The organism is Stenotrophomonas maltophilia, from assembly GCF_025642255.1.
GTDB lineage: Bacteria > Pseudomonadota > Gammaproteobacteria > Xanthomonadales > Xanthomonadaceae > Stenotrophomonas > Stenotrophomonas maltophilia_P.
On sequence record NZ_CP106759.1, the window covers coordinates 938,269 to 959,456 of the forward strand.

The window sequence follows — 21,188 nt, forward strand, 5'->3', positions numbered from 1 at the left end:
AGGAGGGCAGCAGCGGGTGGGGGCTGCCGGCGCCGCGCCTGTCCAGGGACGTCGCGGGCCGGGCGGCGGAATCAGCGTCTGGGCGTGTAGCGACCCTTGGACTGGCTGAGGAAATGATACGTGTTGTTCTTCGAATCCACCTCGAACCCGACGCCGGACTGCTCCATGCCGGGGCGGGTCATGGTCACCAGGGCGTCGGTCCGGGCCCGGCTCTCCTTGGGGAACACGTCCAGGTGGTCGGTGCGGAAGGTGGTCGGCACGACGCCGGGGGCAGCCGGACTGTCACCCGCCACCTTGCCGCGCAGCTTCAGTTCGTCACCCTTGGCGCTCAGCCAGCCGGTCTCCGCGCGCAGTGTCCAGTGCCTGCCGTCCTTGTCGGGCATCTCGAACAGTGGCGTGGCGATGTTGATGGTCTGGTCGCCGCGCTGCCGCTCCAGCCGCGGCGCGCGCAGGGTGGTCGATTCCTTGCCCTGCTCGTCCAGGGCGACGATCTGGAAGTCGTGCAGGATGTAATCCACGCCGACTTCCTGGCCGCTCTGGGCCGGGCCCTTGTCGCGGTTGCGCAGCGCGGCCCAGCTGCTGAGCAGGGCCGCCAGCAGCAGGCCGATGCCGAGCACGGTGCGCCAGTTCACGGTCGGTGCGTTCATGCGCCATACCTCGCCAGGACCGACGCGACATGACCCTGCGCGGCCAGCAGAACGTCGCACAGCTCACGCGCCGCGCCGCGCCCGCCTTCGGAACGGGTCTGCCAGTGCACGCGTTCGGCGATCCACGGATGGGCATTGGCCGGCGCCACGGCCAGGCCGACCGCACCCAGGGGCGCCAGATCCGGCAGGTCATCGCCGAGGAAGGCGACCTGTTCCAGGCCGATGCCGCGCTGGGCACACAGGGCCCGCACGCTGGCCAGCTTGTCGCCCACGGCGATGTGGGTATCAATGCCGAGATCGGCACCGCGCCTGAGCGCGGACTGGCTGTTGCGCGCGGTGATCAGCACGGGGTGGATGCCGTGCTGCTGCAGCAGTTTCAGGCCCAGGCCATCCTGCACGAAATACGCCTTGCTCTCGTTGCCGTCCTGGTCGTAGTACAGCCGACCGTCGGTGAGGGTGCCGTCCACGTCGAAGCAGGCCATGCGGATCCGCGCCGCAGCGGCATGCAGGTGGGCGGGGAAGGCGGGCAGGGGGGACCAGGGCATCAGGACGTTGAACTCGATCAGGGCAGGTGTGGGGTTACAGACTGAATGGGGTCTACGGACTGTCGGTTAAACCACCCGGGCCCGCAACAGGTCATGAATGTTCAGGGCGCCGACGGCGCGGCCCTGGTCATCGACCACGATCAGGCCGTTGATCTGCTGGGTTTCCATCTGGCGGGCGGCCTCCACCGCCAACTGGTCGGCTCCGATGGTGCGGGGGTTGCGCGTCATCACATCGGCGATCTTTGCCGTGCGCACGTCCAGCGCACTGTCCAGTGCCCGGCGCAGGTCACCGTCAGTGAACAGGCCGATCAGCACGCCCTCGGCATCGACCACGGCGGTCATGCCCAGGCGCTTGCGGCTCATCTCCACCAGGGCCTCGCTGAGGCTGGCGCCGGCATCGACCCTGGGCAGATCGGCACCGGTATGCATGACGTCGGTGATATGCAGCAGCAGGCGACGGCCAAGGCTGCCGGCCGGATGCGAGCGGGCGAAATCGTCAGCGGTGAAGCCGCGCGCGTCCAGCAGGGCCACCGCCAGCGCGTCGCCCATCGCCAGCGAGGCGGTGGTGCTCGAGGTCGGAGCCAGCGCCAGCGGGCAGGCCTCGGCCGGCACGCTGACGTCCAGGTGAACGTCGGAGGCGGTCGCCAGGCTGGACTGCGGGCGGCCGGTCATGGAGATCAACACGTTGCCCTGGCGCTTGAGCACCGGCAGCAGCATCAGCACTTCGTCCGATTCGCCCGAATAGGACAGGGCCAGTACCACGTCGGCTTCGGTGATCATGCCCAGGTCGCCATGGCCGGCCTCGCCCGGGTGCACGTAGAACGCCGGGGTACCGGTGGACGCCAGGGTTGCGGCGATCTTGCGCGCCACATGGCCTGACTTGCCCATGCCGGTGGCGACCACCCGCCCGCGGCTGCCCAGGATCACCTGGCAGGCCTTCTGGAACGGCTCGCCCAGGCGCTCGGCGACCGCCTGCAGTGCCTGCTGCTCGATCTCGAACACGCGGCGGCCGCTGGCCACCAGGGCGGCCGGCTCGACGGAACGGGGGGCGGGAGGGACTCGGCCATGCGGACGCCACGCAGCGGAAGTAGAATGAGGGTTCATTTTATTAGGAAAGCCCGTTGGACGCCGACACCATCCGCAACCTGATCGAAACCGGCCTGCCTGGCGCCCGCGCCGATGTGCGGGGCGACGATGGCGTGCATTTCGAAGCGACCGTGGTCTGCGACGCCTTTGCCGGCAAGATGCCGCTGGCCCGCCACCGCATGGTCTATGCCACGCTGGGCGACCTGATGGGCGGCGCGATCCACGCGCTGGCGCTGAAAACCGTGACCCCGGCCGAAGCCGGCTGAACCGCAGAAGATCCCGAACCCCATGGCCAAGATCGTTGTGACCGGCGGCGCTGCGCTGCACGGTGAAGTGAGCATCTCCGGCGCCAAGAACGCCGTCCTCCCCATCCTCTGCGCGACCCTGCTGGCCGATGAGCCGGTGGAGATCACCAACGTGCCCCACCTGCACGATGTGGTCACCACGGTGAAGCTGCTGGGCGAACTGGGCGCCAAGGTCACCATCGACCAGGGCACGCTGTCGCGCGGCAGCGCGATCGTGGTCGACCCGCGTGCGGTGAACCAGCATGTGGCGCCGTACGAACTGGTCAAGACCATGCGTGCGTCGATCCTGGTGCTGGGTCCGCTGCTGGCCCGTTTCGGTGCGGCCGAAGTGTCGCTGCCCGGTGGCTGTGCCATCGGCTCGCGTCCGGTCGACCAGCACATCAAGGGCCTGCAGGCGCTTGGTGCCGACATCGTGGTCGAGAACGGATTCATCAAGGCTTCGGCCAAGCGCTTGAAGGGTGGCCACTTCACCTTCGACATGGTGAGCGTGACCGGGACCGAGAACGTGCTGATGGGCGCGGTGCTGGCCGAAGGCACCACCATCCTCGACAACTGCGCGATGGAGCCGGAGGTGACCGATCTGGCCCATTGCCTGATCGCTCTGGGTGCGAAGATCGAAGGCCTCGGCACCGCCCGCCTGGTGATCGAAGGCGTGGAGCGCCTCTCCGGTGGCCGTCATGAAGTGCTGCCCGACCGCATCGAGACAGGCACCTTCCTGGTGGCCGCCGCGATGACCGGCGGCAAGGTCACGGTCAACCGCGCACGTCCGAACACCATGGACGCGGTGCTGTCCAAGCTGGTCGAGGCGGGCGCCCGGATCGAGACCACCGAGGACAGCATCACCCTGGACATGCAGGGCAAGCGGCCGAAGGCGGTGAACCTGACCACCGCGCCGTATCCGGCATTCCCGACCGACATGCAGGCGCAGTTCATGGCGCTCAACTGCGTGGCCGACGGCGTTGGCGTGATCAACGAAACGATCTTCGAGAACCGTTTCATGCACGTCAACGAGCTGCTGCGCCTGGGCGCGGACATCCAGGTCGAAGGCCATACCGCGATCGTGCGTGGCAGCGAGCACCTGAGCGGCGCGCCGGTCATGGCCACCGACCTGCGTGCATCGGCATCGCTGATCCTGGCCGGCCTGATGGCCAGCGGCGATACCACCATCGATCGCATCTACCACCTCGATCGCGGCTACGAGAACATCGAAGAGAAGCTGTCTTCGCTCGGTGCCACCATCCGGCGCGTGCCATGATCCTTCGCGGAAAATTCAGCCCGCGTCGCAAGGCGCTGCTGGCGCTGGTGCTGATCGTGCTGGCGTGGCTGGGGTATGCCTGGTACGCCGATATCGCCATCACCCGCGGCATCGAGCAGAAGGACATGGACTGGAACGGTGACGGCACGGTATCGCGTGACGAGATCATCCAGTCGTTCTATGCCGTGTCGGTGAACGACAGCCAGGAAGGCAACCGCCATTGCCGCACCTTCGTCTGGCGCGGAAGCGGTGAGCAGATCCGGGTGGACTGCCGCACCGAGTTCAAACCGGCCGAAGAGAAGAAATGAAAAACGCCCGCGCAAGCGGGCGTTTTCCTTGTGCGGGGCCCGGGGTCAGAGCCCATCCCCGAGGGGATGGGATCCGACCCCGGCACTCAGTTCATCGATCGGATGGTCAGGTCCAGCGCGTCGCGGCCGCTTTCCCGCTGCAGCATGCGCGCCGGCACCGGAAACTCCGGCACGATCCAGGCGATCAGCTCCTTGTTGCCATCGGCACGCGACACCTTGGTCGCCTCGTAGCTCTTGCCGCCCACGGTGATCGATTCCTTGCCGATCACACGGTAGGTCATGTTCTTGATCCGGCCCTCGTCGACCATGCGGTAGGTCAACGGCTTGCCGGCTGCCAGGTCGCGGGCGATGGCCAGATTGATCAGCAGCGCATCCATGTCGCCGGCCTTCAGGGCGATCGGTCCGGCGCGGTCCGGCTTGATGTCGCCGGTCCAGGTGGCCTGGTTGCTGGCCCAGTTGTAGTTGGCCTGCACGTTGCGCTTCTTCACCAGCAGCGCCGAGCGGTCCTGGCTGCTGAGCGGACGCAGCTGGCCGCGCACTTCCTCGAACACGGTGCTCTGGCTCAGGTCGGCCAGCTGGTTTTTCACCTGCAGGCTGTAGCGCCACTTGTTGCTGCCTTCACTGGCCAGCGTCATGGTGCCGTTGGCCTGCATGCCCATGTAGCTGGCCAGATAGTCGGCCTTGAACGGCTCCAGGGCCATCGCCGGCAGGCTGGCCATCGACAGGGTGGCAGCGGCGATCCACGTCAGGGGGCGGGAGAGGGTGTTCATGCTCAGACTCCTTGGTATTCGATCAGGCGGAGATCGACGCGGTCTTCGCCATCTTCGCGTTGCAGGATGCGCACCGGGGTGGGGACACCGTTGGCGATCCAGAGAATGGTTTCGTTGTTGCCGCCGTTGCTGCGGTATACCCGCAGCGCGTTGTAGGACAGGTCGCCGACCTCGACGTTCTCGGTCTGCGGCGCGGCTTGGTAGTCGTGCTGGCGCACCTTGCCCATGTCGACGTAGCGGTAGTGCATGGCCACGCCCGGGCGGGCATCACGCATGATCGCCAGGTTGATCAGCAGGGCGCTCTGATCGCCGGCCTGCAGCGGAATGGGCTGCGCGCGATCCTTTTTCACATCGCCGGTCCACTGCGCGGTGCCGGCCTGCCAGTTATAGGTGCCGACGGCCTTCTTGCCCAGGAACAGGCCCTTGCGCACCGTGCTCTGGCTCAGCGGCGCATAGACGCCGCCGCGCTCCTCGAACACCGTGCTCTGCTCGATGTTCAGGCCGAGCACGCTGGCAAAGCCGCGGCGGCCCACCACCTGCATGTCCACCCGCCACTGGTTGCCGCCGGTATGGGTGACCTGCATGGTGGCATCGCCGGCTTCCTTGCCCTTGTAGAAGGCCTGGTAGGTAGCGGTGAACGGTTGCAGCGGCGGCGGTTCCCAGGCCAGCGCGGGCAGCATGGGCACGGCCGGTGCGGCTGGGGCCTGCGACGGAGCTGCCGGGTCGGCAGAGGGCTGTGCCTGGCCCCAGCCGACGCCAGGCAACACGGCAAGCGACAACAGCAGGGGCGTGCACAGCAGCGTCGTGGTCTTCATGGGGGACAGGGGCCGCAGGAGTGGGGCAGGATGCCAGCCCCGCAGTCAGCGGGGCGTGTGCAGAACGTTATCGGTTCAGGTTTCCGGCGGAATCTAGGGCCAGCGGCCTAAACAGGGGGTGACCGTCGAAGATCGCCTGTCCCTCCCGTTCAGCCAGCCGGCCATCGCACAGCAGCTGCAGGCTGGCGATCAGCAGCGGGTGTTCCACTGCCAGCACGCGCTCGGCAAGGCTCTGTGCGTCGTCGCCCGCCAGCACCGGCACGCGCGCCTGCGCAAGCACCGTACCCGCGTCGAGCTCCGGCACCACCAGATGCACGCTTGCGCCATGCTCGGCATCGCCGGCTTCCAGCGCCCGGGCGTGCGTATGCAGGCCCTTGTACAGCGGCAGCAGCGACGGGTGGATGTTGACCAGGCGACCGTTGAAGCGCTGCACGAAGCCAGCGCCGAGAATGCGCATGTAGCCGGCGCAGACGATCCAGTCCGGAGCGGAGGCGGCAACCGCGTCGCCCAGCGCCAGCTCGTAGGCGGCACGATCGCTGAATTCCTTCGGTGCATGCGCCCAGCGCCGGGAAGGATCGACCCGCTGCAGGGCCGCGGCATCGGGGCGGTCGGAGAACACGCCCACCACGTCGGCCGGCAGGCGGCCCGACGCGATGGCATCCAGGATGGCCTGCAGGTTGCTGCCGCGCCCGGAGGCGAGCACGGCGATGCGGCGGGGTGCGTTCATTACCGGCAACCCAGGCGGCTCAAATGCTTGCCGACGGAGTGTCGAACACGGCTTTCACCTGGGGGCGTAGCAGGGCGATCAGGGTGAACACCCCCAGCACCGTGCCCACCGGGGTGAACAGGCAGGACAGGCCCGCGACCACCAGGCACAGCACGTAACGGCGGCGCTGCGCCAGGCAGCGCCCGGCGTAGGCGACGAAGGCGCCCAGGGTGACGCCGCCCACCACGATCACGCTGCCGATGATGGTGAACATCCAGCCGAACATCCGCTGCTCGGCGGGCGATGAGGGCTGCCCCTCCGAGCTCAGCGGCAATGCCCCGGTCAGGGCGCTCACGCCCAGCACGATGTGGATGATGAAGATCAGCGAGAACAGTGCGATGAGCGCACCAACCACGTAGTGGCCGATGGACAGCGCCCGCAGATGGCTGGCGTCCTGCGGGCCGAATACGGGTGCCGTCAGCAGCGGCGGCGGCACCGGGTTCGAGGGGGATGGGGGCATTGCGTCCATGCGGGCTCCTCTGCAGGGGTCAGGCGATGCGGACGCGCTCGGCGCCTTCGGTGGTGACGACCTGGCCGATGGTCCAGTGATCCAGGCCCTGGGCCGTGACCGCGGCGGACACCGCCTCGACCTGGTCCGGCGCGACGATCAGCACGAAGCCGATGCCGCAGTTGAAGGTGCGCCACATTTCGCTGTCGGCGACCGCGCCTTCCTTCTGCAGCCACTGGAACACCGGCGGCAGCGTCCACGAGGCCGCCTGGATGTCCAGGCCGAGGCCGTCCGGGACCACCCGGATGATGTTCTCGGTCAGTCCGCCACCGGTGATGTGGGCCATGCCATGGATGGCATCGCCGTGCGACTTCAGCAGCGACAGGATCGGCTTGACGTACAACCGGGTCGGTGCCATCAGCGCGTCGACCAGCTTCACGCCGCCTTCCAGCTCAAGATCGGCCGGACGCCCGGCGCGGTCGTAGATGCGGCGGACCAGCGAGTAGCCGTTGGAGTGCGGGCCGGACGAGGCGATGCCGATCAGCACATCGCCGGCCGCCACGCTGGCGCCATCCTTCAGTTCGCTCTTTTCCACCGCGGCCACGGTGAAGCCGGCCAGATCGTACTCGCCCGGGGCATACATGTCGGGCATTTCAGCGGTCTCGCCGCCGATCAGTGCGCAGCCGGCCTCGGTGCAGCCGTTGGCGATGCCGCCCACGACCGCCGCGGCGGTATCCACGTCCAGCTTGCCGGTGGCGAAGTAGTCCAGGAAGAACAGCGGCTCGGCGCCCTGCACCAGCACGTCGTTCACGCACATCGCGACCAGATCGATGCCGATCGTATCGTGGCGGTTCAGCTGGTGGGCCAGCTTCAGCTTGGTGCCGACACCGTCGGTACCCGACACCAGCACCGGTTCGCGGTACTTGTTGGACAGGTCGAACAGGGCGCCGAAACCGCCCAGGCCGCCCATCACTTCCGGACGGAAGCTGCGCTTGACCAGGGGCTTGATCCGCTCGACCAGCTCGTTGCCGGCGTCGATGTCGACGCCCGCGTCACGGTAGGTGAGGGGGGAGGGGGCGGAAGACGGGGTGTTGGTCACGGGCGTCGGCGCTGGCAGGGGTTGAACGGGCGATTTTAACAGGCCGCATTGGCGCACAGGCCGTATTCGGGCAACAATTCCCCCCGGATACGTCGAGCCAATGGATGTCCTGATGCGCCGCAGCCTGATTCTCACCCTGCTTCTTGCGTTGAGCCTGCCGGTGGCCACGATGGCCCAGAGCGGCCTGCGCACCGAGGGGGATGTCGCCACCGCCAGTGGGGCCTACGAGGCCGAAGTGCCGGTCAACAGCCAGGCCGAGGCCGACCGCAATGGCGGGCTGGCACGCGCCCTGAGCGTAGTGCTGGGCAAGCTGTCGGGCGACCGCAGCGTGATGTCCCGGCCCGGCGTGGTGCAGGCCCTGCGCAATGCCAAGGATTACGTGGCCAGCTACGACTACAAGCAGGACCAGAGCGTCAGCGCCAGCGGTGCGCCCAGTTTCCGCACCCTGCTGGTGGCCCGTTTCCGCGAGGATGACGTCGATTCGCTGGTCGCCGCGCTGGGCCTGCCGCTGTGGCCGCAGCCCCGACCGAAGCCGGTGCTGTGGCTGGCCGTCGATGACGGCAGCGGCCCGCGCCTGGTCAGCGTGCAGCAGGCCAATGCCGCGCGCCCGCTGCTGAACCGCGCCATCGAGCGCGGCTACAAGCTGGGCCTGCCCAGTGGGGGCGCTGCCGAACAGGCGCTGGCCGGTGCCATCTGGCGCCAGGACAGCGCCGCCGTGGCCCGGGCCTCTTCGCGCTACTCGCCGCCGATGCAGCTGATCGGCAAGCTCTACCGTGCCAATGGCGGCTGGCAGGCGGACTGGGTGTTCGTCGACGATGGCCGTGAACTGAACAGATGGACCAGCAAGGACGCCAACGCCATGCGCGCGATGGCCGCGGGCGCCGATGGGGCGGCCGACGCGCTGGTCAAGCGTTATGCCAAGGCAGGTGTAGCCACCGGCCAGGCGGGCAGCTACCGGGTGGTGGTCACCGGCATCAACAGTGCCGATGACTACCTGCGACTGGCCGCAGGCCTGCGCGACGTGCCGGTGGTGCGCAATGTCACTCCGCTGCACGCCAGCGCGGGCCGGCTGGAGCTGACCGTGGAAATGACCACCGGCCTGGCCGGCTTCAACCGCATGCTGGGTGACAGCGGCGTGCTGGTTCCGAACGCCCCGCTGCCTGCCCTTCCGACACCGATCGATGACACCACCGGCGTGCCGGTGCAGGCGCCGGTCAGCAACGAGTACCGACTGCGATGACCCTGACGCCGGAAGCTGAAATCGCGCAGTTCCTGCGCCGGGTCAAATACATCCTGCTTGCCGGCCTGATCGGCTGGATCGTGTGGCTGCTGGCGCCGATCCTGACGCCGTTCGTGCTGGCGCTGGCGCTGGCCTGGCTGGGTGATCCGCTGGTGGACCGCATCGAGGCCACCGGGCGCTCGCGCATGACCGGCGTGGTGCTGGTGTTCGTGGCCATGGTGCTGGTGATCGTCGCCGCGCTGCTGGTGCTGGTGCCGATGATCGAAAAGCAGATCACCACCCTGGTGGCGGCCGTGCCGCAGGCGCAGGCCTGGCTGATGCAGACCGGCATTCCGTGGTTCGAGCAGAAGACCGGCCTGGAGGTGATGCAGTGGCTGGACCCGGATCGCCTGATCGAATGGGTGCGCAGCCATTGGCAGCAGGCGGGCGGCTTCGCCAAGACCTTCATGGGATATGTCTCGCGCTCGGGCTTCACGATGGTGACCTGGGTGGTCAACATCCTGCTGCTGCCGATCCTGGCGTTCTACTTCCTGCGCGACTGGGACAAGCTGGTGGAGCGGGTCGCCTCGGTCATTCCGCGCAACCACATCGGCACCATCACGGCGCTGGCGCGCGAATCCAACGAGGTGCTGGGCGCCTTCATCCGCGGCCAGTTCCTGGTGATGCTGGCGCTGGGCGTGATCTATGCGGGCGGCCTGTCGCTGGTGGGGCTGAAGCTGGGGCTGCTGATCGGCATGATCGCGGGCCTGATCAGCTTCATTCCGTACCTGGGCGCGACCACCGGCATCCTGATGGCGATCATCGCCGCGCTGGTGCAGGCGCAGGGCTTCGACCTGAAACTGCTGATACTGGTCGGCGTGGTGTTCACGGTCGGCCAGTTGCTGGAGAGTTATGTACTGACGCCGCGCATCGTCGGCGACAAGATCGGCCTGCATCCGGTGGCGGTGATCTTCGCGGTGATGGCAGGCGGCCAGCTGTTCGGCTTCCTCGGCATGCTGCTGGCGCTGCCGGTGGCTGCCGTGTCCAACGTGCTGCTGCGCTATGCGCACCAGCGCTATCGGCAGAGCGATCTTTACGCGGGTGAGAAATCGGCGATCGTGCTTGACGGTGTGGTCGAGCCGCCCCACATCATCCTCGACACGAACGACAAGGGCCCCGACCTGAAGTGATGGGTGTGCCGCAATTGCCGCTGGCCCTGCACTACCCGCGGGACCAGCGCCTGGAGACCTTCATCGGCGCACCGGATGGTGCGCTGGCGCAGCTGCGCGCGATCGCGGTCGGTGCCAGCCACGACTGGGTCTACCTGGAAGGCGCGGCAGGCACGGGCAAGACGCATCAGGCGCTGGCGATGTGTTCCAGCGCCGAGCAGGCCGGGCGGCTGCCGACCTATGTGCCGCTGGCCAGTGCGGCCGGCCGTGTGCGGGCAGCGCTGGAGGGGCTGGAGGCGCGCGAGCTGGTCGCGCTGGACGGACTGGACGAGATTGCCGGCAACCGTGAGGACGAGATTGCCCTGTTCGATTTCCATAACCGTGCGCGCGCTGCCGGCGTGACCGTGCTCTACACGGCGCAGAAGGCGCCGGGCGAACTCGGACTGGTGCTGCCGGACCTGCGCTCGCGGCTGGGCCAGTGCGTGCGGGTGCTGCTGCAGCCGCTGGACGAGGAAGGACGCGCGGCGGTGCTGCGCGAGCGCGCGCTGCGACGGGGGCTGGCCATCGACGAGGCCGCGATCGAGTGGCTGCTGTCGCACACCGGGCGCGAGCTGGGCGGGCTGATCACGCTGCTGGACTGGCTGGACCGCGAATCGCTGGCGGCCAAGCGTCGGATCACCGTGCCGTTCCTGCGCCAGGTGCTGGAAGAAGGCCGCCCTCGCTACTGAGGTTGGGGTTTGTTTTGCAGGGCTGCCGCCCTGCACCCGCCGAAGCCAGTGCCGAAGCCGGAGCAACGTCAACGTCAAACGCTGGCTTCCTCAGGGGAGGCGGGGTGGCTCAGGTTGCGGGGGACGGCGCAAGTACGTCCATGTAGCCTCGGTCGCGCCATCCATGGCGCTCACGCCCCCGCAACCTGAGCCACCCCGCCTTCGACAGGTTCCCGCAATCTGCCGGGATTGCGTACTGCACTGCTGTTGGTGGGTGTCGACCTTGGTCGACACGGTAGAGCCACGCTACGCGTGGATGCGCTTTCGCTTCGTGAGCGAAGCAACCTGCTTCTGCTTTTCTTTACTCTCTTCCGTGGCTGGACGCGCACGGAAACTGTCAGCCGCCCGGCCAGGCACGGCTTTGATTGGAGCGACCAACCACGAGGGGCTCAGCCGTTCGCGGCCAACTCAACATCCAGCGCGCGCAGGCGATCCACCGTGCCGACGTCGGTCCAGCGCCCGCGATGGTGCTGCCCCGTCATCAACCCCTGCGCCATGAAGTGCTTCTGCAGTGGCACCACCGAGAACTTCGGCGGCAGCCGCTCGCTGCCCGGCGCATCACCAATCACCGTGCGCCAGTCGGCCACGATTGAAGGGCGGTACACGCCGATGCCGGCATAGGTCAGGCACGGTCCTTCGCGGTCATGGTGCAGCAGGCCCTGTGTGTCCAGCCGGTAATCACCGTGCGGATGCTGCGTGGGGTTGTCGACCAGCACCAGATGCGCCTGGCCCCGCGGCTCGCGCGGTAGTGTGGCGAAATCGAAATCGGTCCAGATGTCGCCGTTGACCACCAGGAACGGATCCTCACCCAGTGCCGGCAGAGCATTGAGAATGCCTCCGCCGGTCTCCAGCGGGGTATCGCCTTCATGCATGAAGTGCAGGCGCACACCCCATCGGCTGCCATCGCCGAGCATCGCCGGGAATTGTTCCGCCAGCCACGCGGTATTGACCACGATATCGCGCACGCCGCAGGCGGCCAGGCGCTCCAGGTGCCAGACGATCAGCGGCTTGCCGGCCACTGCGAGCAGCGGCTTGGGTGTGTGCAGGGTCAGCGGGCGCATACGCTCGCCCAGACCGGCGGCGAAGATCAGCGCCTTCATCGGGCCATGCGCATCGGTGCGCCGAGCTCGGCCAGCGCCGGCTTGATGCGTGTGTCCAGCAGCTGCCGCAGGGGGGTCAGCTCGCGGTAGCGCGGCAGTACTTCGTCCAGATAGGTGATGAAGCGCGGCGCATCGTCCAGGTAATGACCCTTGTTGTCCCGATAACGCAGGCGGCAGAACAGGCCCAGGATCTTCACGTGGCGCTGGATGCCCATCCAGTCCGCGTCACGCAGGAAGGTCGCACGGTCGGGCACCGGCAGGCCCGCAGCGTGCGCGCGCGCGTGGTACTGCGCGAGCCACTCGTCCACACGCTGCAGCGGCCAGCTCAGGAACGCGTCCTTGAACAGGCTCACGGCATCGTAGGCGATCGGGCCCCGCACCAGATCCTGGAAATCCAGCACGGCCGGACCGTCGGCAACGGGCATCAGATTGCGCGGCATGTAGTCGCGGTGGGTCATCAGCTGCGCCTGGCCCAGTGCGTTGTCCATCAACCGGCGATGGACCAGCTGCAGGCCCTCGACCTCGCCGCAGTCCAGCTGCAGGTTGAGATGGCGCTGCAGGAACCATTCGTCGAACAGGCCGGCATCACGCTGCAGCAGGGCTTCGCCGAACTGGCCGAAGTCGGCCGGCACCGGGATCGCCTGCAGGCGCAGCAGCTGATCGATGGCGCGGCCGAACCATTCGTCGGCGTTGCGCTCGTCGAGGATTCTCGCCAGGGTCGGACCGCCGAGATCCTCCAGCAGCAGGAAGCCGGCGTCCAGATCCTGCGCAAGCAGGGCCGGCACACGCAGGCCATGGTCGTGCAGCAGGCCGCGCATGCGCAGCCAGGGGCGGGGGTCTTCCAGTCCCGGCGGAGCATCCATCACGATGTGGCTGCCGCGTGTACCGGTGACGCGCCAGTAGCTGCGCATGCCCGCATCGACCGACGCACGTTCAACCACGGCCTGTGCATCGCCAAGCTGGATACGGGCCCACTGCAGTCGCTGCGCGCTGCGCTGGGGATCGGAGGCGGGTTCGGTCATGCGGGCATATCCGGGCGCGCGGGGCGCGCCGACGTCGGGGACAGGAGGGAAAGGTGGGGCCGTTTCAGCGGCGACCGCTGAACAGGCGCAGGATCGCCAGCACGGCCACCGCGCCGACCACGGCACCGAGGAATCCAGCCGGTTCGCCTGGGGCGTACCAGCCCATGTACTGACCAAACCAGCCGGCCAGCAGGGCACCGAGGATGCCCAGCACGATGGTCAGCAGGCAGCCCATGCGGTTGTTGCCCGGCATGACGAAGCGCCCGAGCAGGCCGACGAAGAAGCCGACCAGCAGGATGTACAGCCAGCTGCTGCTGCCGAACAGACCATTCATGCGTGTGCGTTCCGCTTGAGAAGAACGCAGCCTAGCAAGGCCGGGCTGCGTCCGTCACGGTGTGCCGGATCAGCAGCAGCCGTGGTCGCCATGGCGCGTGCCGCTGTCGGCGGCCACCGGCGAACCACTGGTCTCGCCACGCAGGCTGGCGGCGTAGTGCTCGCTGATCACCTTGGACACGCAGGCGGTGACCTTCTTGCCCATCGGAATGTGCAGGAACTCGTTCGGGCCATGCGCGTTCGAGTGCGGGCCAAGCACGCCGGTGATCATGAACTGGGCACCGGGGAACTTCTCGCCCAGCATGCCCATGAACGGAATCGAGCCGCCTTCGCCCATGTACATCGCCGGCTTGCCGAAGAAGGTCTGGCTGGCTTCGTCGATGGCCTTGGTCAGCCACGGCGCCATGGCCGGGGCATTCCAGCCGGTGGAGGCCTTTTCCAGATCCAGGGTGACCTGCGCGCCGTTCGGAGGATCGCGCAGCAGCGCTTCTTTCAGCAGCTCGCCGCAGGTCTTGCCATCGGCGGTGGGCGGCAGGCGCAGCGACAGCTTCACCGAGGTCTGCGGGCGCAGCACGTTGCCGGCCGATTCCAGCGGCGGCATGCCGCCGATTCCGGTGACCGACAACGCCGGGCGCCAGGTGCGGTTGAGCACCAGCTCGGTGAGGTCTTCGTTCATCGGGCGCAGGCCATCGACCAGCGGGAACTTCTCGAAGATGGCCGTATCGACCACTTCGGCGGCACGCTTGGCCTGTTCCTGGCGCTCGGCCGGGATTTCCACGTTCATGCCGTCGATCAGGATGCGGCCGGTGTCCTGGTCCTCGATGCGCGACAGCAGCTGGCGCAGCAGGCGGAAGCTGGACGGCACCACGCCGGAGGCATCGCCGGAATGCACGCCTTCGTTGAGCACCTTGACGGTGAAGTTGCCCCCGGTGAGGCCGCGCAGCGACGTGGTGCACCACAGCTGGTCGTAGTTGGCGCAGCCCGAATCCAGGCAGACCACCAGCGACGGCTTGCCGATGCGGTCGGCCAGATGGTCCACGTAGGCGGGCAGGTCGTAACTGCCGGACTCTTCACAGGCTTCGATCAGGACCACGCAGCGCGCGTGCGGCAGGCCCTGGGCCTGCAGGGCCAGCACGGCGGCCAGCGAACCGAAGATCGCGTAGCCATCGTCGGCGCCGCCGCGGCCATAGAGCTTGTCGCCACGCAGGACCGGGGTCCACGGGCCCAGGTCGTCGTCCCAGCCGGTCATTTCCGGCTGCTTGTCCAGGTGCCCGTAGAGCAGGATGGTGTCGTCGCCGGTTTCACTGCCGGTGGCGGGAATTTCCAGAAGAATCAGCGGGGTACGGCCTTCCAGGCGGACCACTTCGACCTTCAGGCCCGGCAGCTCCTGTGCCTTGGCCCAGGTCTCCATCAGGGTGACCGCCTGTTCCATGTAGCCGTTCTGCACCCAATTGGCGTCGAACATCGGCGACTTGTTGGGAATGCGGATGTAGTCGACCAACTGCGGGACGATTTCGCTGTCCCACTTGTCATTCACGAATTGGCCGAGCTTGGCGCTGTCCATCTGAAACTCCGGTTGCATGGCTGATCCAGCCATTCTACGCCTGCGCCGGGGGTAGGGTTTTTCCTACATCACGTCGGGTATTTGGCTGGCTTTTAGAAATCCACGAAACCGATAGTCTGTGTGTATGTGGTGACGGACACTGTTCCTACCGACGGGATTGCCGGTCGGGGCGGCCAGAACCACAAGGAGTTATACGTCGTGCCTTGGTTAGTCGTGTTGAGGGCACTGGTACTGGCAATGGGGATCGCAGGGGCGCATGCCGCCGAACCGATCGACATCAACCGGGCCGATGTCCAGGCGCTGCAGCAGGGATTGACGATGGTCGGAGCCAGGAAGGCTGCGGCGATCGTCGAGCACCGGCGCAGACACGGGCCCTTCAAGCGCGTCGAGGATCTGACGCAGGTGAAGGGGATAGGGACAGTGATCGTCGAACGGAATCGACAGCGGATCACCGTAGGCGACAGGCTGTTGCCCGCGGATCCGGTACCCGGATCGGTACCGGTGCGGACCGTACCAAGGCGTTGACAACAGGAATCGTCGGGACCCGCAGGAGGCCGGTCCACCGGGCACCGCCAGGGAGGCTGTGTTCACCGACCGTCGCAGGATGCGGCACCAATCACCAGGACGGTGGCATCACAGACCTGTGGAAGGGGCTGAGATACAAGCAGGACAGACGCGGCCGCGTGCAGGATGCAACGCCACCCCCACTTCGCAGGACGCGCGGGGGAGGCAGCAGGCCGACAAGGACGTGACGATTGCCCGGTACGACACAGGGTTGTGTCGCCGGGCATTCTCTTTTGGCGCGTTCGCTACGGCGCGATGGTGTACGGTGACCGCTTCGCATGGAATGGAACCTCCGCTGGATGCGTCTGCACCGTCCGTCCCTGATGCTCTCCCTTGTCCTGGCACTGCCGCTGACCGTGCAGGCCGGGCCGCCGTCTTCGCACTCGACCGACCCGTCCGGGCCGGTGGCCGCCGAACGCGGGCCTACTGATCTCAAGCCGGGCGAATTCCTCTGGCATCCGGAGATTTCCCCGGCCGGCCCGATCGTGCTGGTCGTCAGTCTGGACGAGCAGCGCGCCTACGTGTATCGCAACGGGATCGCCATCGGGCTGACCACGATCAGTTCGGGCAAGGCGGGACACGAGACGCCGACCGGGGTGTTCACGATCCTGCAGAAGGACAAGGACCACCGCTCCAACCTCTATAACAGCGCACCGATGCCGTACATGCAGCGGCTGACCTGGGACGGCATCGCCCTGCATGGCGGCAGCCTGCCGGGGCATCCGGCCTCGCACGGCTGCGTACGGCTGCCGCAGGCATTCGCGCAGAAGCTGTTCAGCGAGACCCGGCGCGGCGATACGGTAGTGGTGGCCGATGCCAAGAGCGCGCCGATGACGTTGGCCTATCCCGCCGTACTGGCGCCGGTCAACGCGCGCGGCGAGGCCCTGCCCGAGACCGGCGACGGCAGTGTGGCGGCGGCCTGGTGGAACGACAGCGCGGCGCCGGCCGGGCAGGTCGGCATCCTGGTCAGCCTGCACGACCAGCGGCTGTACGTCCTGCGCGACGGCGTGATGATTGGCGAATCGCCGCTCAAAGCCGACGCGCTGCCAGCCTTCCAGGGCACCACGCTGTTCGTGATGGGGCAGGGCTACAGCGATGTTCCCAGCCCGCTCGATGCGAAGCAGCGCTTGCATCAATGGACGGCCTATCCGTTGCTGGGCCAGGACCGTGCGCAGGCGACCCCGGACCTGTTGGCCACGCCGTCGCTGCCATTGGCGCTGCCGGCCGATTTCGCCCGGCAGCTGTACCAGGTGCTGGTGCCGGGCACGACGCTGCTGGTGACCTCGCTGCCCGCCGTGCGCCCAAGCCCGGCTGAATCCGGCCTGCAGCCGGTCTTGGAATCCGAGCCGGCAGGGTCCACTCTCACAGGCAACTGAGTCCTGTGTCCCGTCCATGACCGCATCCCGCCTGTGCCGGCTGGCCACGCTTGGCCTGCTTGCAACCTCGGCCAGCGCACCCGCGTTGGCGCAGACGCCCGCCATCGCGACCCGTGCCGAGGATCTGGCCGCCCTGCTGGCACGTACCGCGCCGAAGGCCGATCGCCATGTGCTGCAGCTGGCGGCGCAGGCCATGCGCTGCGCCCTGTTGCGACCGGAGCTGGGCATCAGCGGCGAACGCCTGAGCGTGATCGACTATTCGCGGCCCTCCACCGAGCCGCGCCTGTGGGTGTTCGACCTGGCGCACCAGCGGCTGTTGTTCGAGGAATGGGTGGCGCACGGCCGCAACAGTGGTGAGAACCGGACCGAGCATTTTTCCAATCGCGACGGCAGTTACATGTCCAGCCTCGGTGTGTTCACCGCGCAGGAAACCTACATGGGCGGCAACGGCTACTCATTGCGGCTGGCCGGGCTGGAACCGGGCTTCAACGACCGCGCGCGCGAGCGTGCGATCGTCATCCATGGCGCCCCCTACGTGAATCCGGCGACCGCCCAGCTGCAGGGTCGGCTGGGCCGCAGCCTGGGGTGTCCGGCGGTGCGGCTGTCGGTGGCCAGGCCGCTGATCGACGCGTTGCGTGGTGGCACGATGGTGTTCGCCTATTACCCCGACCAGGACTGGCTGAAGCATTCGCAGCTGCTGGGTGGCCAGTGCGGCGCGCAGGGTACGGTCGCCACGCGCTGATGCGCGATTGCACGTGGCGTGGTGCAATGCAGGCATGGATATCGATGCGCTGCTGAAGACTCCGAGCCAGGTGATTGCCCGCCTGGATTACCGCCGCGAACGCTGGCGCAATGGCCTGGGCTGGACCCGCGAAATCCTGCGGCTGCCGGCGCACGGGGACGACTGGGCCCTGCGCCTGTCCGTGGCGGAGATCGAGCAGGATGCCGCGTTCTCCGCATTTCCGGGCGTGGAGCGCGAACTGGTACTGCTGCAGGGCAACGGTGTGCGCCTGCGCTTCGCCGATGGCCGGGTGGCGGAGGTGCTGCCGCCGCATGGTCGCGTGCGCTTTGCCGGCGAGGAGGCACTGCACGGCGAACTGGTCGATGGCACCACCCATGATTTCAACCTGATGTGGAAGCGCGGGCAGTTGCACGCCGAGCTGCTGCACCGGCCGCTGGTGGGGTCGATGTTCTTCTTCTGCGAGCCAGGCGTGGCCTGGGCGCTGCACCTGCTGGCGGGTGAGGCCGGCTTTGCCGAGGACAGTGGCTTGCCGCCGATGCAGGCAGGCGACACTGCATGGCTGGCGGCCGGCGAGCGCCAGCGGCATGCGCTGCAGGGCAGTGGCGAGCTGCTGGCGATACGGGTGAGCGCCGCGGACTGATGATTCGCATGCGCCGATGGGCATCATCCGCGCATGCGCTGGGCGCTGCCTGGGCTAATACACATCACGGCGGTAACGGCCGGCCAGCAGCAGTGCCTCCTTGCCGTCGGTACCCAGCACCTGCTCGATGACCGCATCCACGGCTGGCGCCATGCCCTGCAGGCTGCCGCAGACCAGGATCGTGGCACCTTCATCGACCCATTGCCGCAGCGTTGCCGCCTCCGCCAGCAGGCGGTCCTGCACGTAGCGGTGGCTGCCGCCGTCACGGCTGAACACCGTATCCAGACGCTGCAGCGTGCCGGCCGCCAGCATCGCCCGCAGTTCGTCACCGAAATGGAAGTCGTGCGCGGCCGAGCGCTCGCCGAACAGCAGCCAGGTGCGGTGCGCGCCGACGGCCGCGCGCTCATGCAGGTGTGCACGCAGGCCGGCGATGCCCGTGCCATTGCCGATCAGCAGCAGCGGCGCCGCAACGGCGGCACCGTGGAAGTTGTCGTTGCGGCGCAGGCGCAGTTGTACCGGCTCGCCGATGACGGCGTGGTCGCACAGCCAGGCACTGCCGATGCCGGGCGTGCCATCGGCACGCAGCTGCCGGCGCACCAGCAGTTCCACCGCACCATCGTCCATCACCGAAGCGATGGAGTACTCACGATGCGGCAGCGGCTGCAGGGCCGCCAGCAGGGCGGGCAGATCACCCGGTGGCACCAGTGAGGGCAGGTGCGAGCGTTCGACACGGGCCAGCAGCGTCTGGCCGTCCTCGAGCACCGTCTGCGGATCGAAACCCTGTGATTCCAGCCAGGCCCGCGCGCTGTGCCGCGCGTGCTGCGGGCCGATCTCGGCAATGTCGCCGGCCTGCCAGCGCACGCCGTCGATGGCAGGCGCCTGCAGGCGCAGCCAGTACACCGGTCCGCCCTGGCTGCCGGGATTGAGGTGCCGGCGTTGCAGCAGCGTCCACGGCTGATATTCGGCCGGGCTCCAGTCGGGCAGTTCGCTGGCCCCACCGGCAAGTTGTCCGAGCAGTTGCTGCCAGTGCCGCAGTGCAGCGGGATCGGCGTTGTCGACCTCGATGGCGTCGAACAGGGCATGTGCGCCGTGCTGGCGCAGCCAGTCGTCGAGCTGGTGACCGAAGGCGCAGAAGTGACCGTAGCTGCGATCACCCAGGGCGAGAACGCCGTACGAAAGATGCTGCAGCGATGACGGCAGGGCCATCACATGGCGCAGGAAGGGCACTGCATGATCGGGCGGGTCGCCTTCGCCGGTGGTACTGGCGATGAACAGTGCACGCTGGCTGCCGGCCAGCAAGGTGGCGTCGACCTCATGCAGACCGCGCACACGCACCGGCACGCCGGCACCACGCAATGCCTCGGCACTGCGTTCGGCCAGTTCGCGGGCGAAGCCGGTCTGGCTGGACCAGACCAGCAGGATCGGCGCGACGTCGCCAGAGGCAGCATCGTCGCGCGGTCGCCCACGCCACCACAGTGCGGTGCAGACCAGTGCATAGAGCGCGGTGGAGATGATGGCGATCTGCGATTGCCGCGCCGGCGGTGCGCCCTGCCACCAGGCTTCGCCGAGATGCAGTCGCAGCAGCGCCCAGCCGATCAGCGCCAGCAGGATCAGTACAAGCGCGTTGCCGAGCAGCGCGCGCGACGGCCGTGCGCTCATGCGTCCCGCTCGTCGAGCAGGCGCTGGAAGGCGCTGCTGAGAAACTCGTGCGGGCCATCCGCTGCGCGATGCAGGTAGCGTGCGGCCAGTCCTTCGCGTTCGGCCAGCGCCATGCCGTGCTCGCGGCCGAGTACGGTGAGTGCGGTGGCCCAGGCATCAGCATGCATCGCGTCGTCGGCGACCACCGTCACCGCCGCTGCAACCTGGCGTACCGGCCTGCCGGTGCGCGGGTCGAGGCTGTGGCTGTAGGCCTCGCCATCGGCCTGATAGTGATGCCAGCGATCGCCGGAGGTAGCGACCGCCTTGCCGTCCAGCGCCAGCACCCGCGGTGGTGTTTTGGCGTGCGCGTCTTCTTCCGGCGCCGATTCCACCAGCACGCGCCACCGTTGGCCATCGGGCTTGCGGCCGTAGCCGGCCAGTTCGCCACCGACCTCGATCAGTGCAGCAGCGATGCCCTGATCGCGCAGCCACGCGGCCACGTGATCGACGCCGAACCCCTTGGCGATCGCAGAGAGATCCAGTTCCAGTCCGCCGGGTTGCAGCAGCGCATCGCCGCGCCATTGCAACCGCTGCCAACCGCAGCGCTCGCGCGTGGCCTGCACGGCGGCGGCATCGGGTTGGCGGCGTTCGCCGGCATGTGCACCGAAACCCCACAGTGCCACCAGCGGGCCGATGGTGGGATCGAACGCACCGTCGCTGGCGGCGGCGATGGACTGCGCGCAGGACAGGACGTGACGGGTTTCGGCAGGCAGGGTGCACCACTGGCCTGCATCGGCGCTGTTGTAGCGGCTGAGGTCCGAGCCGGCGTCCCACGTACTCATCTGCGCGACCACATCATCCAGGCGCGCCTGGATGCCGGCGTGCAGCGGGTGCAGGTCGCGCTGGCGCGGCGCGACCAGCGACACGCTCCAGGTGGTGCCCATGGTGGTGCCGCCGAGGCGGGCGATGTCGAGCAGGGAATCGGTCATGACGGGGCGTGGCGGCTGCGA

24 protein-coding genes are annotated in these 21,188 nt (G+C 67.9%); 10 read left to right on the forward strand and 14 right to left on the reverse strand.

Annotated features, from left to right (window positions below):
• Positions 1 to 71: 71 nt before the first annotated feature.
• From lptC to N8888_RS04405, 3 genes are all read right to left on the reverse strand, one after another.
• Entirely contained in the window at positions 72 to 647 is a 576-nt protein-coding gene (gene lptC / locus N8888_RS04395; protein WP_053519420.1) for an LPS export ABC transporter periplasmic protein LptC, read from the reverse strand.
• Complete coding sequence (locus tag N8888_RS04400) at positions 644 to 1,192, reverse strand: KdsC family phosphatase (protein WP_262219174.1); 549 nt, start codon at positions 1,190 to 1,192, stop codon at positions 644 to 646. Before N8888_RS04400 ends, lptC begins: the two co-directional genes overlap by 4 nt.
• A gap of 66 nt (positions 1,193 to 1,258) precedes the next feature.
• Positions 1,259 to 2,296, reverse strand: coding sequence for a KpsF/GutQ family sugar-phosphate isomerase (locus N8888_RS04405; RefSeq protein WP_263177751.1), 1,038 nt, complete (start codon positions 2,294 to 2,296; stop codon positions 1,259 to 1,261).
• Between the two features lie 17 nt (positions 2,297 to 2,313).
• Between N8888_RS04405 and N8888_RS04410 the strand changes: the two genes are divergently transcribed.
• The 3 genes from N8888_RS04410 to N8888_RS04420 are packed head-to-tail and all read left to right on the forward strand — an operon-like array spanning position 2,314 to position 4,146.
• A complete protein-coding gene (locus N8888_RS04410; protein ID WP_053519423.1) occupies positions 2,314 to 2,544 on the forward strand; it encodes a BolA family protein in 231 nt (76 codons plus the stop codon).
• A 22-nt stretch (positions 2,545 to 2,566) separates the two neighbouring features.
• Positions 2,567 to 3,838, forward strand: coding sequence for a UDP-N-acetylglucosamine 1-carboxyvinyltransferase (murA, locus tag N8888_RS04415; RefSeq protein ID WP_053519424.1), 1,272 nt, complete (start codon positions 2,567 to 2,569; stop codon positions 3,836 to 3,838).
• Positions 3,835 to 4,146, forward strand: coding sequence for a hypothetical protein (locus N8888_RS04420; protein ID WP_053519425.1), 312 nt, complete (start codon positions 3,835 to 3,837; stop codon positions 4,144 to 4,146). The genes murA and N8888_RS04420 overlap by 4 nt, the downstream gene beginning before the upstream one ends.
• 86 nt (positions 4,147 to 4,232) lie before the next feature.
• On the opposite strand, the gene N8888_RS04425 is transcribed toward N8888_RS04420, so the two are convergent.
• The 5 genes from N8888_RS04425 to purM form a co-directional block, all read right to left on the reverse strand.
• On the reverse strand, positions 4,233 to 4,916 hold the full coding sequence (locus N8888_RS04425) for a DUF3108 domain-containing protein (protein ID WP_262100181.1): 684 nt from the start codon (positions 4,914 to 4,916) through the stop codon (positions 4,233 to 4,235).
• Positions 4,917 to 4,918: 2 nt separating this feature from the next.
• Positions 4,919 to 5,731, reverse strand: a complete 813-nt coding sequence (locus N8888_RS04430; RefSeq protein WP_065174536.1) for a DUF3108 domain-containing protein — start codon at positions 5,729 to 5,731, stop codon at positions 4,919 to 4,921.
• Between the two features lie 67 nt (positions 5,732 to 5,798).
• Entirely contained in the window at positions 5,799 to 6,458 is a 660-nt protein-coding gene (gene purN, locus N8888_RS04435) for a phosphoribosylglycinamide formyltransferase (protein ID WP_253118896.1), read from the reverse strand.
• Between the two features lie 19 nt (positions 6,459 to 6,477).
• Positions 6,478 to 6,966 carry a hypothetical protein gene (locus tag N8888_RS04440; RefSeq protein ID WP_253118897.1) on the reverse strand — a complete coding sequence of 163 codons (489 nt, stop codon included), beginning with the start codon at positions 6,964 to 6,966 and terminating at the stop codon, positions 6,478 to 6,480.
• Between the two features lie 19 nt (positions 6,967 to 6,985).
• On the reverse strand, positions 6,986 to 8,044 hold the full coding sequence (gene purM / locus N8888_RS04445) for a phosphoribosylformylglycinamidine cyclo-ligase (protein WP_053519430.1): 1,059 nt from the start codon (positions 8,042 to 8,044) through the stop codon (positions 6,986 to 6,988).
• Between the two features lie 112 nt (positions 8,045 to 8,156).
• Between purM and N8888_RS04450 the strand changes: the two genes are divergently transcribed.
• The 3 genes from N8888_RS04450 to hda are packed head-to-tail and all read left to right on the forward strand — an operon-like array spanning position 8,157 to position 11,160.
• On the forward strand, positions 8,157 to 9,284 hold the full coding sequence (locus tag N8888_RS04450; RefSeq protein ID WP_227255408.1) for a DUF2066 domain-containing protein: 1,128 nt from the start codon (positions 8,157 to 8,159) through the stop codon (positions 9,282 to 9,284).
• Positions 9,281 to 10,453, forward strand: a complete 1,173-nt coding sequence (locus tag N8888_RS04455) for an AI-2E family transporter (protein WP_065174539.1) — start codon at positions 9,281 to 9,283, stop codon at positions 10,451 to 10,453. The genes N8888_RS04450 and N8888_RS04455 overlap by 4 nt, the downstream gene beginning before the upstream one ends.
• Entirely contained in the window at positions 10,453 to 11,160 is a 708-nt protein-coding gene (gene hda, locus N8888_RS04460) for a DnaA regulatory inactivator Hda (protein WP_053519433.1), read from the forward strand. The genes N8888_RS04455 and hda overlap by 1 nt, the downstream gene beginning before the upstream one ends.
• 428 nt (positions 11,161 to 11,588) lie before the next feature.
• Here hda and murU read toward each other — a convergent pair whose 3' ends face one another.
• The 4 genes from murU to N8888_RS04480 all read right to left on the reverse strand — a co-directional run bounded on the left by murU (position 11,589) and on the right by N8888_RS04480 (position 15,218).
• The gene (gene murU, locus N8888_RS04465; protein ID WP_053516627.1) at positions 11,589 to 12,299 is read right to left on the reverse strand and encodes an N-acetylmuramate alpha-1-phosphate uridylyltransferase MurU; all 711 of its coding nucleotides are present in this window, start codon (positions 12,297 to 12,299) and stop codon (positions 11,589 to 11,591) included.
• Complete coding sequence (locus N8888_RS04470; protein WP_111185994.1) at positions 12,296 to 13,321, reverse strand: aminoglycoside phosphotransferase family protein; 1,026 nt, start codon at positions 13,319 to 13,321, stop codon at positions 12,296 to 12,298. The genes murU and N8888_RS04470 overlap by 4 nt, the downstream gene beginning before the upstream one ends.
• 64 nt (positions 13,322 to 13,385) lie before the next feature.
• Entirely contained in the window at positions 13,386 to 13,655 is a 270-nt protein-coding gene (locus N8888_RS04475; protein ID WP_065174540.1) for a GlsB/YeaQ/YmgE family stress response membrane protein, read from the reverse strand.
• Between the two features lie 69 nt (positions 13,656 to 13,724).
• Positions 13,725 to 15,218: a M20 family metallopeptidase gene (locus N8888_RS04480; RefSeq protein WP_053516630.1), complete on the reverse strand. Its 1,494-nt coding sequence runs from the start codon at positions 15,216 to 15,218 to the stop codon at positions 13,725 to 13,727.
• Positions 15,219 to 15,416: 198 nt separating this feature from the next.
• Between N8888_RS04480 and N8888_RS04485 the strand changes: the two genes are divergently transcribed.
• The 4 genes from N8888_RS04485 (at position 15,417) to N8888_RS04500 (ending at position 18,540) form a co-directional block, all read left to right on the forward strand.
• Complete coding sequence (locus tag N8888_RS04485) at positions 15,417 to 15,743, forward strand: ComEA family DNA-binding protein (RefSeq protein ID WP_229765793.1); 327 nt, start codon at positions 15,417 to 15,419, stop codon at positions 15,741 to 15,743.
• Positions 15,744 to 16,081: 338 nt separating this feature from the next.
• Positions 16,082 to 17,158: a L,D-transpeptidase gene (locus N8888_RS04490; RefSeq protein WP_111185995.1), complete on the forward strand. Its 1,077-nt coding sequence runs from the start codon at positions 16,082 to 16,084 to the stop codon at positions 17,156 to 17,158.
• 16 nt (positions 17,159 to 17,174) lie between these two features.
• On the forward strand, positions 17,175 to 17,900 hold the full coding sequence (locus tag N8888_RS04495; protein WP_053516633.1) for a murein L,D-transpeptidase catalytic domain family protein: 726 nt from the start codon (positions 17,175 to 17,177) through the stop codon (positions 17,898 to 17,900).
• A 34-nt stretch (positions 17,901 to 17,934) separates the two neighbouring features.
• Complete coding sequence (locus N8888_RS04500; protein ID WP_253118901.1) at positions 17,935 to 18,540, forward strand: HutD/Ves family protein; 606 nt, start codon at positions 17,935 to 17,937, stop codon at positions 18,538 to 18,540.
• A 54-nt stretch (positions 18,541 to 18,594) separates the two neighbouring features.
• Here the strand turns inward: N8888_RS04500 and N8888_RS04505 are convergent, their stop codons facing one another.
• Entirely contained in the window at positions 18,595 to 20,199 is a 1,605-nt protein-coding gene (locus N8888_RS04505; protein ID WP_263177757.1) for a sulfite reductase subunit alpha, read from the reverse strand.
• Positions 20,196 to 21,167 carry an FAD:protein FMN transferase gene (locus N8888_RS04510; RefSeq protein WP_065182425.1) on the reverse strand — a complete coding sequence of 324 codons (972 nt, stop codon included), beginning with the start codon at positions 21,165 to 21,167 and terminating at the stop codon, positions 20,196 to 20,198. The genes N8888_RS04505 and N8888_RS04510 overlap by 4 nt, the downstream gene beginning before the upstream one ends.
• Between the last annotated feature and the right edge of the window lie 21 nt (positions 21,168 to 21,188).

Bases quoted from the DNA above. Each gene is read 5' to 3' on its own strand.
- N8888_RS04400 (WP_262219174.1), bottom strand. From the start codon at position 1,192: ATGCCCTGGTCCCCCCTGCCCGCCTTCCCCGCCCACCTGCATGCCGCT.
- murU (WP_053516627.1), bottom strand. From the start codon at position 12,299: ATGAAGGCGCTGATCTTCGCCGCCGGTCTGGGCGAGCGTATGCGCCCG.
- N8888_RS04470 (WP_111185994.1), bottom strand. From the start codon at position 13,321: ATGACCGAACCCGCCTCCGATCCCCAGCGCAGCGCGCAGCGACTGCAG.
- N8888_RS04430 (WP_065174536.1), bottom strand. From the start codon at position 5,731: ATGAAGACCACGACGCTGCTGTGCACGCCCCTGCTGTTGTCGCTTGCC.
- N8888_RS04420 (WP_053519425.1), top strand. From the start codon at position 3,835: ATGATCCTTCGCGGAAAATTCAGCCCGCGTCGCAAGGCGCTGCTGGCG.
- hda (WP_053519433.1), top strand. From the start codon at position 10,453: ATGGGTGTGCCGCAATTGCCGCTGGCCCTGCACTACCCGCGGGACCAG.
- N8888_RS04425 (WP_262100181.1), bottom strand. From the start codon at position 4,916: ATGAACACCCTCTCCCGCCCCCTGACGTGGATCGCCGCTGCCACCCTG.
- N8888_RS04440 (WP_253118897.1), bottom strand. From the start codon at position 6,966: ATGGACGCAATGCCCCCATCCCCCTCGAACCCGGTGCCGCCGCCGCTG.
- N8888_RS04500 (WP_253118901.1), top strand. From the start codon at position 17,935: ATGGATATCGATGCGCTGCTGAAGACTCCGAGCCAGGTGATTGCCCGC.
- N8888_RS04505 (WP_263177757.1), bottom strand. From the start codon at position 20,199: ATGAGCGCACGGCCGTCGCGCGCGCTGCTCGGCAACGCGCTTGTACTG.
- lptC (WP_053519420.1), bottom strand. From the start codon at position 647: ATGAACGCACCGACCGTGAACTGGCGCACCGTGCTCGGCATCGGCCTG.
- N8888_RS04405 (WP_263177751.1), bottom strand. From the start codon at position 2,296: ATGAACCCTCATTCTACTTCCGCTGCGTGGCGTCCGCATGGCCGAGTC.
- N8888_RS04495 (WP_053516633.1), top strand. From the start codon at position 17,175: ATGACCGCATCCCGCCTGTGCCGGCTGGCCACGCTTGGCCTGCTTGCA.
- N8888_RS04475 (WP_065174540.1), bottom strand. From the start codon at position 13,655: ATGAATGGTCTGTTCGGCAGCAGCAGCTGGCTGTACATCCTGCTGGTC.
- murA (WP_053519424.1), top strand. From the start codon at position 2,567: ATGGCCAAGATCGTTGTGACCGGCGGCGCTGCGCTGCACGGTGAAGTG.
- N8888_RS04455 (WP_065174539.1), top strand. From the start codon at position 9,281: ATGACCCTGACGCCGGAAGCTGAAATCGCGCAGTTCCTGCGCCGGGTC.
- N8888_RS04450 (WP_227255408.1), top strand. From the start codon at position 8,157: ATGCGCCGCAGCCTGATTCTCACCCTGCTTCTTGCGTTGAGCCTGCCG.
- N8888_RS04480 (WP_053516630.1), bottom strand. From the start codon at position 15,218: ATGGACAGCGCCAAGCTCGGCCAATTCGTGAATGACAAGTGGGACAGC.
- purN (WP_253118896.1), bottom strand. From the start codon at position 6,458: ATGAACGCACCCCGCCGCATCGCCGTGCTCGCCTCCGGGCGCGGCAGC.
- N8888_RS04510 (WP_065182425.1), bottom strand. From the start codon at position 21,167: ATGACCGATTCCCTGCTCGACATCGCCCGCCTCGGCGGCACCACCATG.
- N8888_RS04490 (WP_111185995.1), top strand. From the start codon at position 16,082: ATGCGTCTGCACCGTCCGTCCCTGATGCTCTCCCTTGTCCTGGCACTG.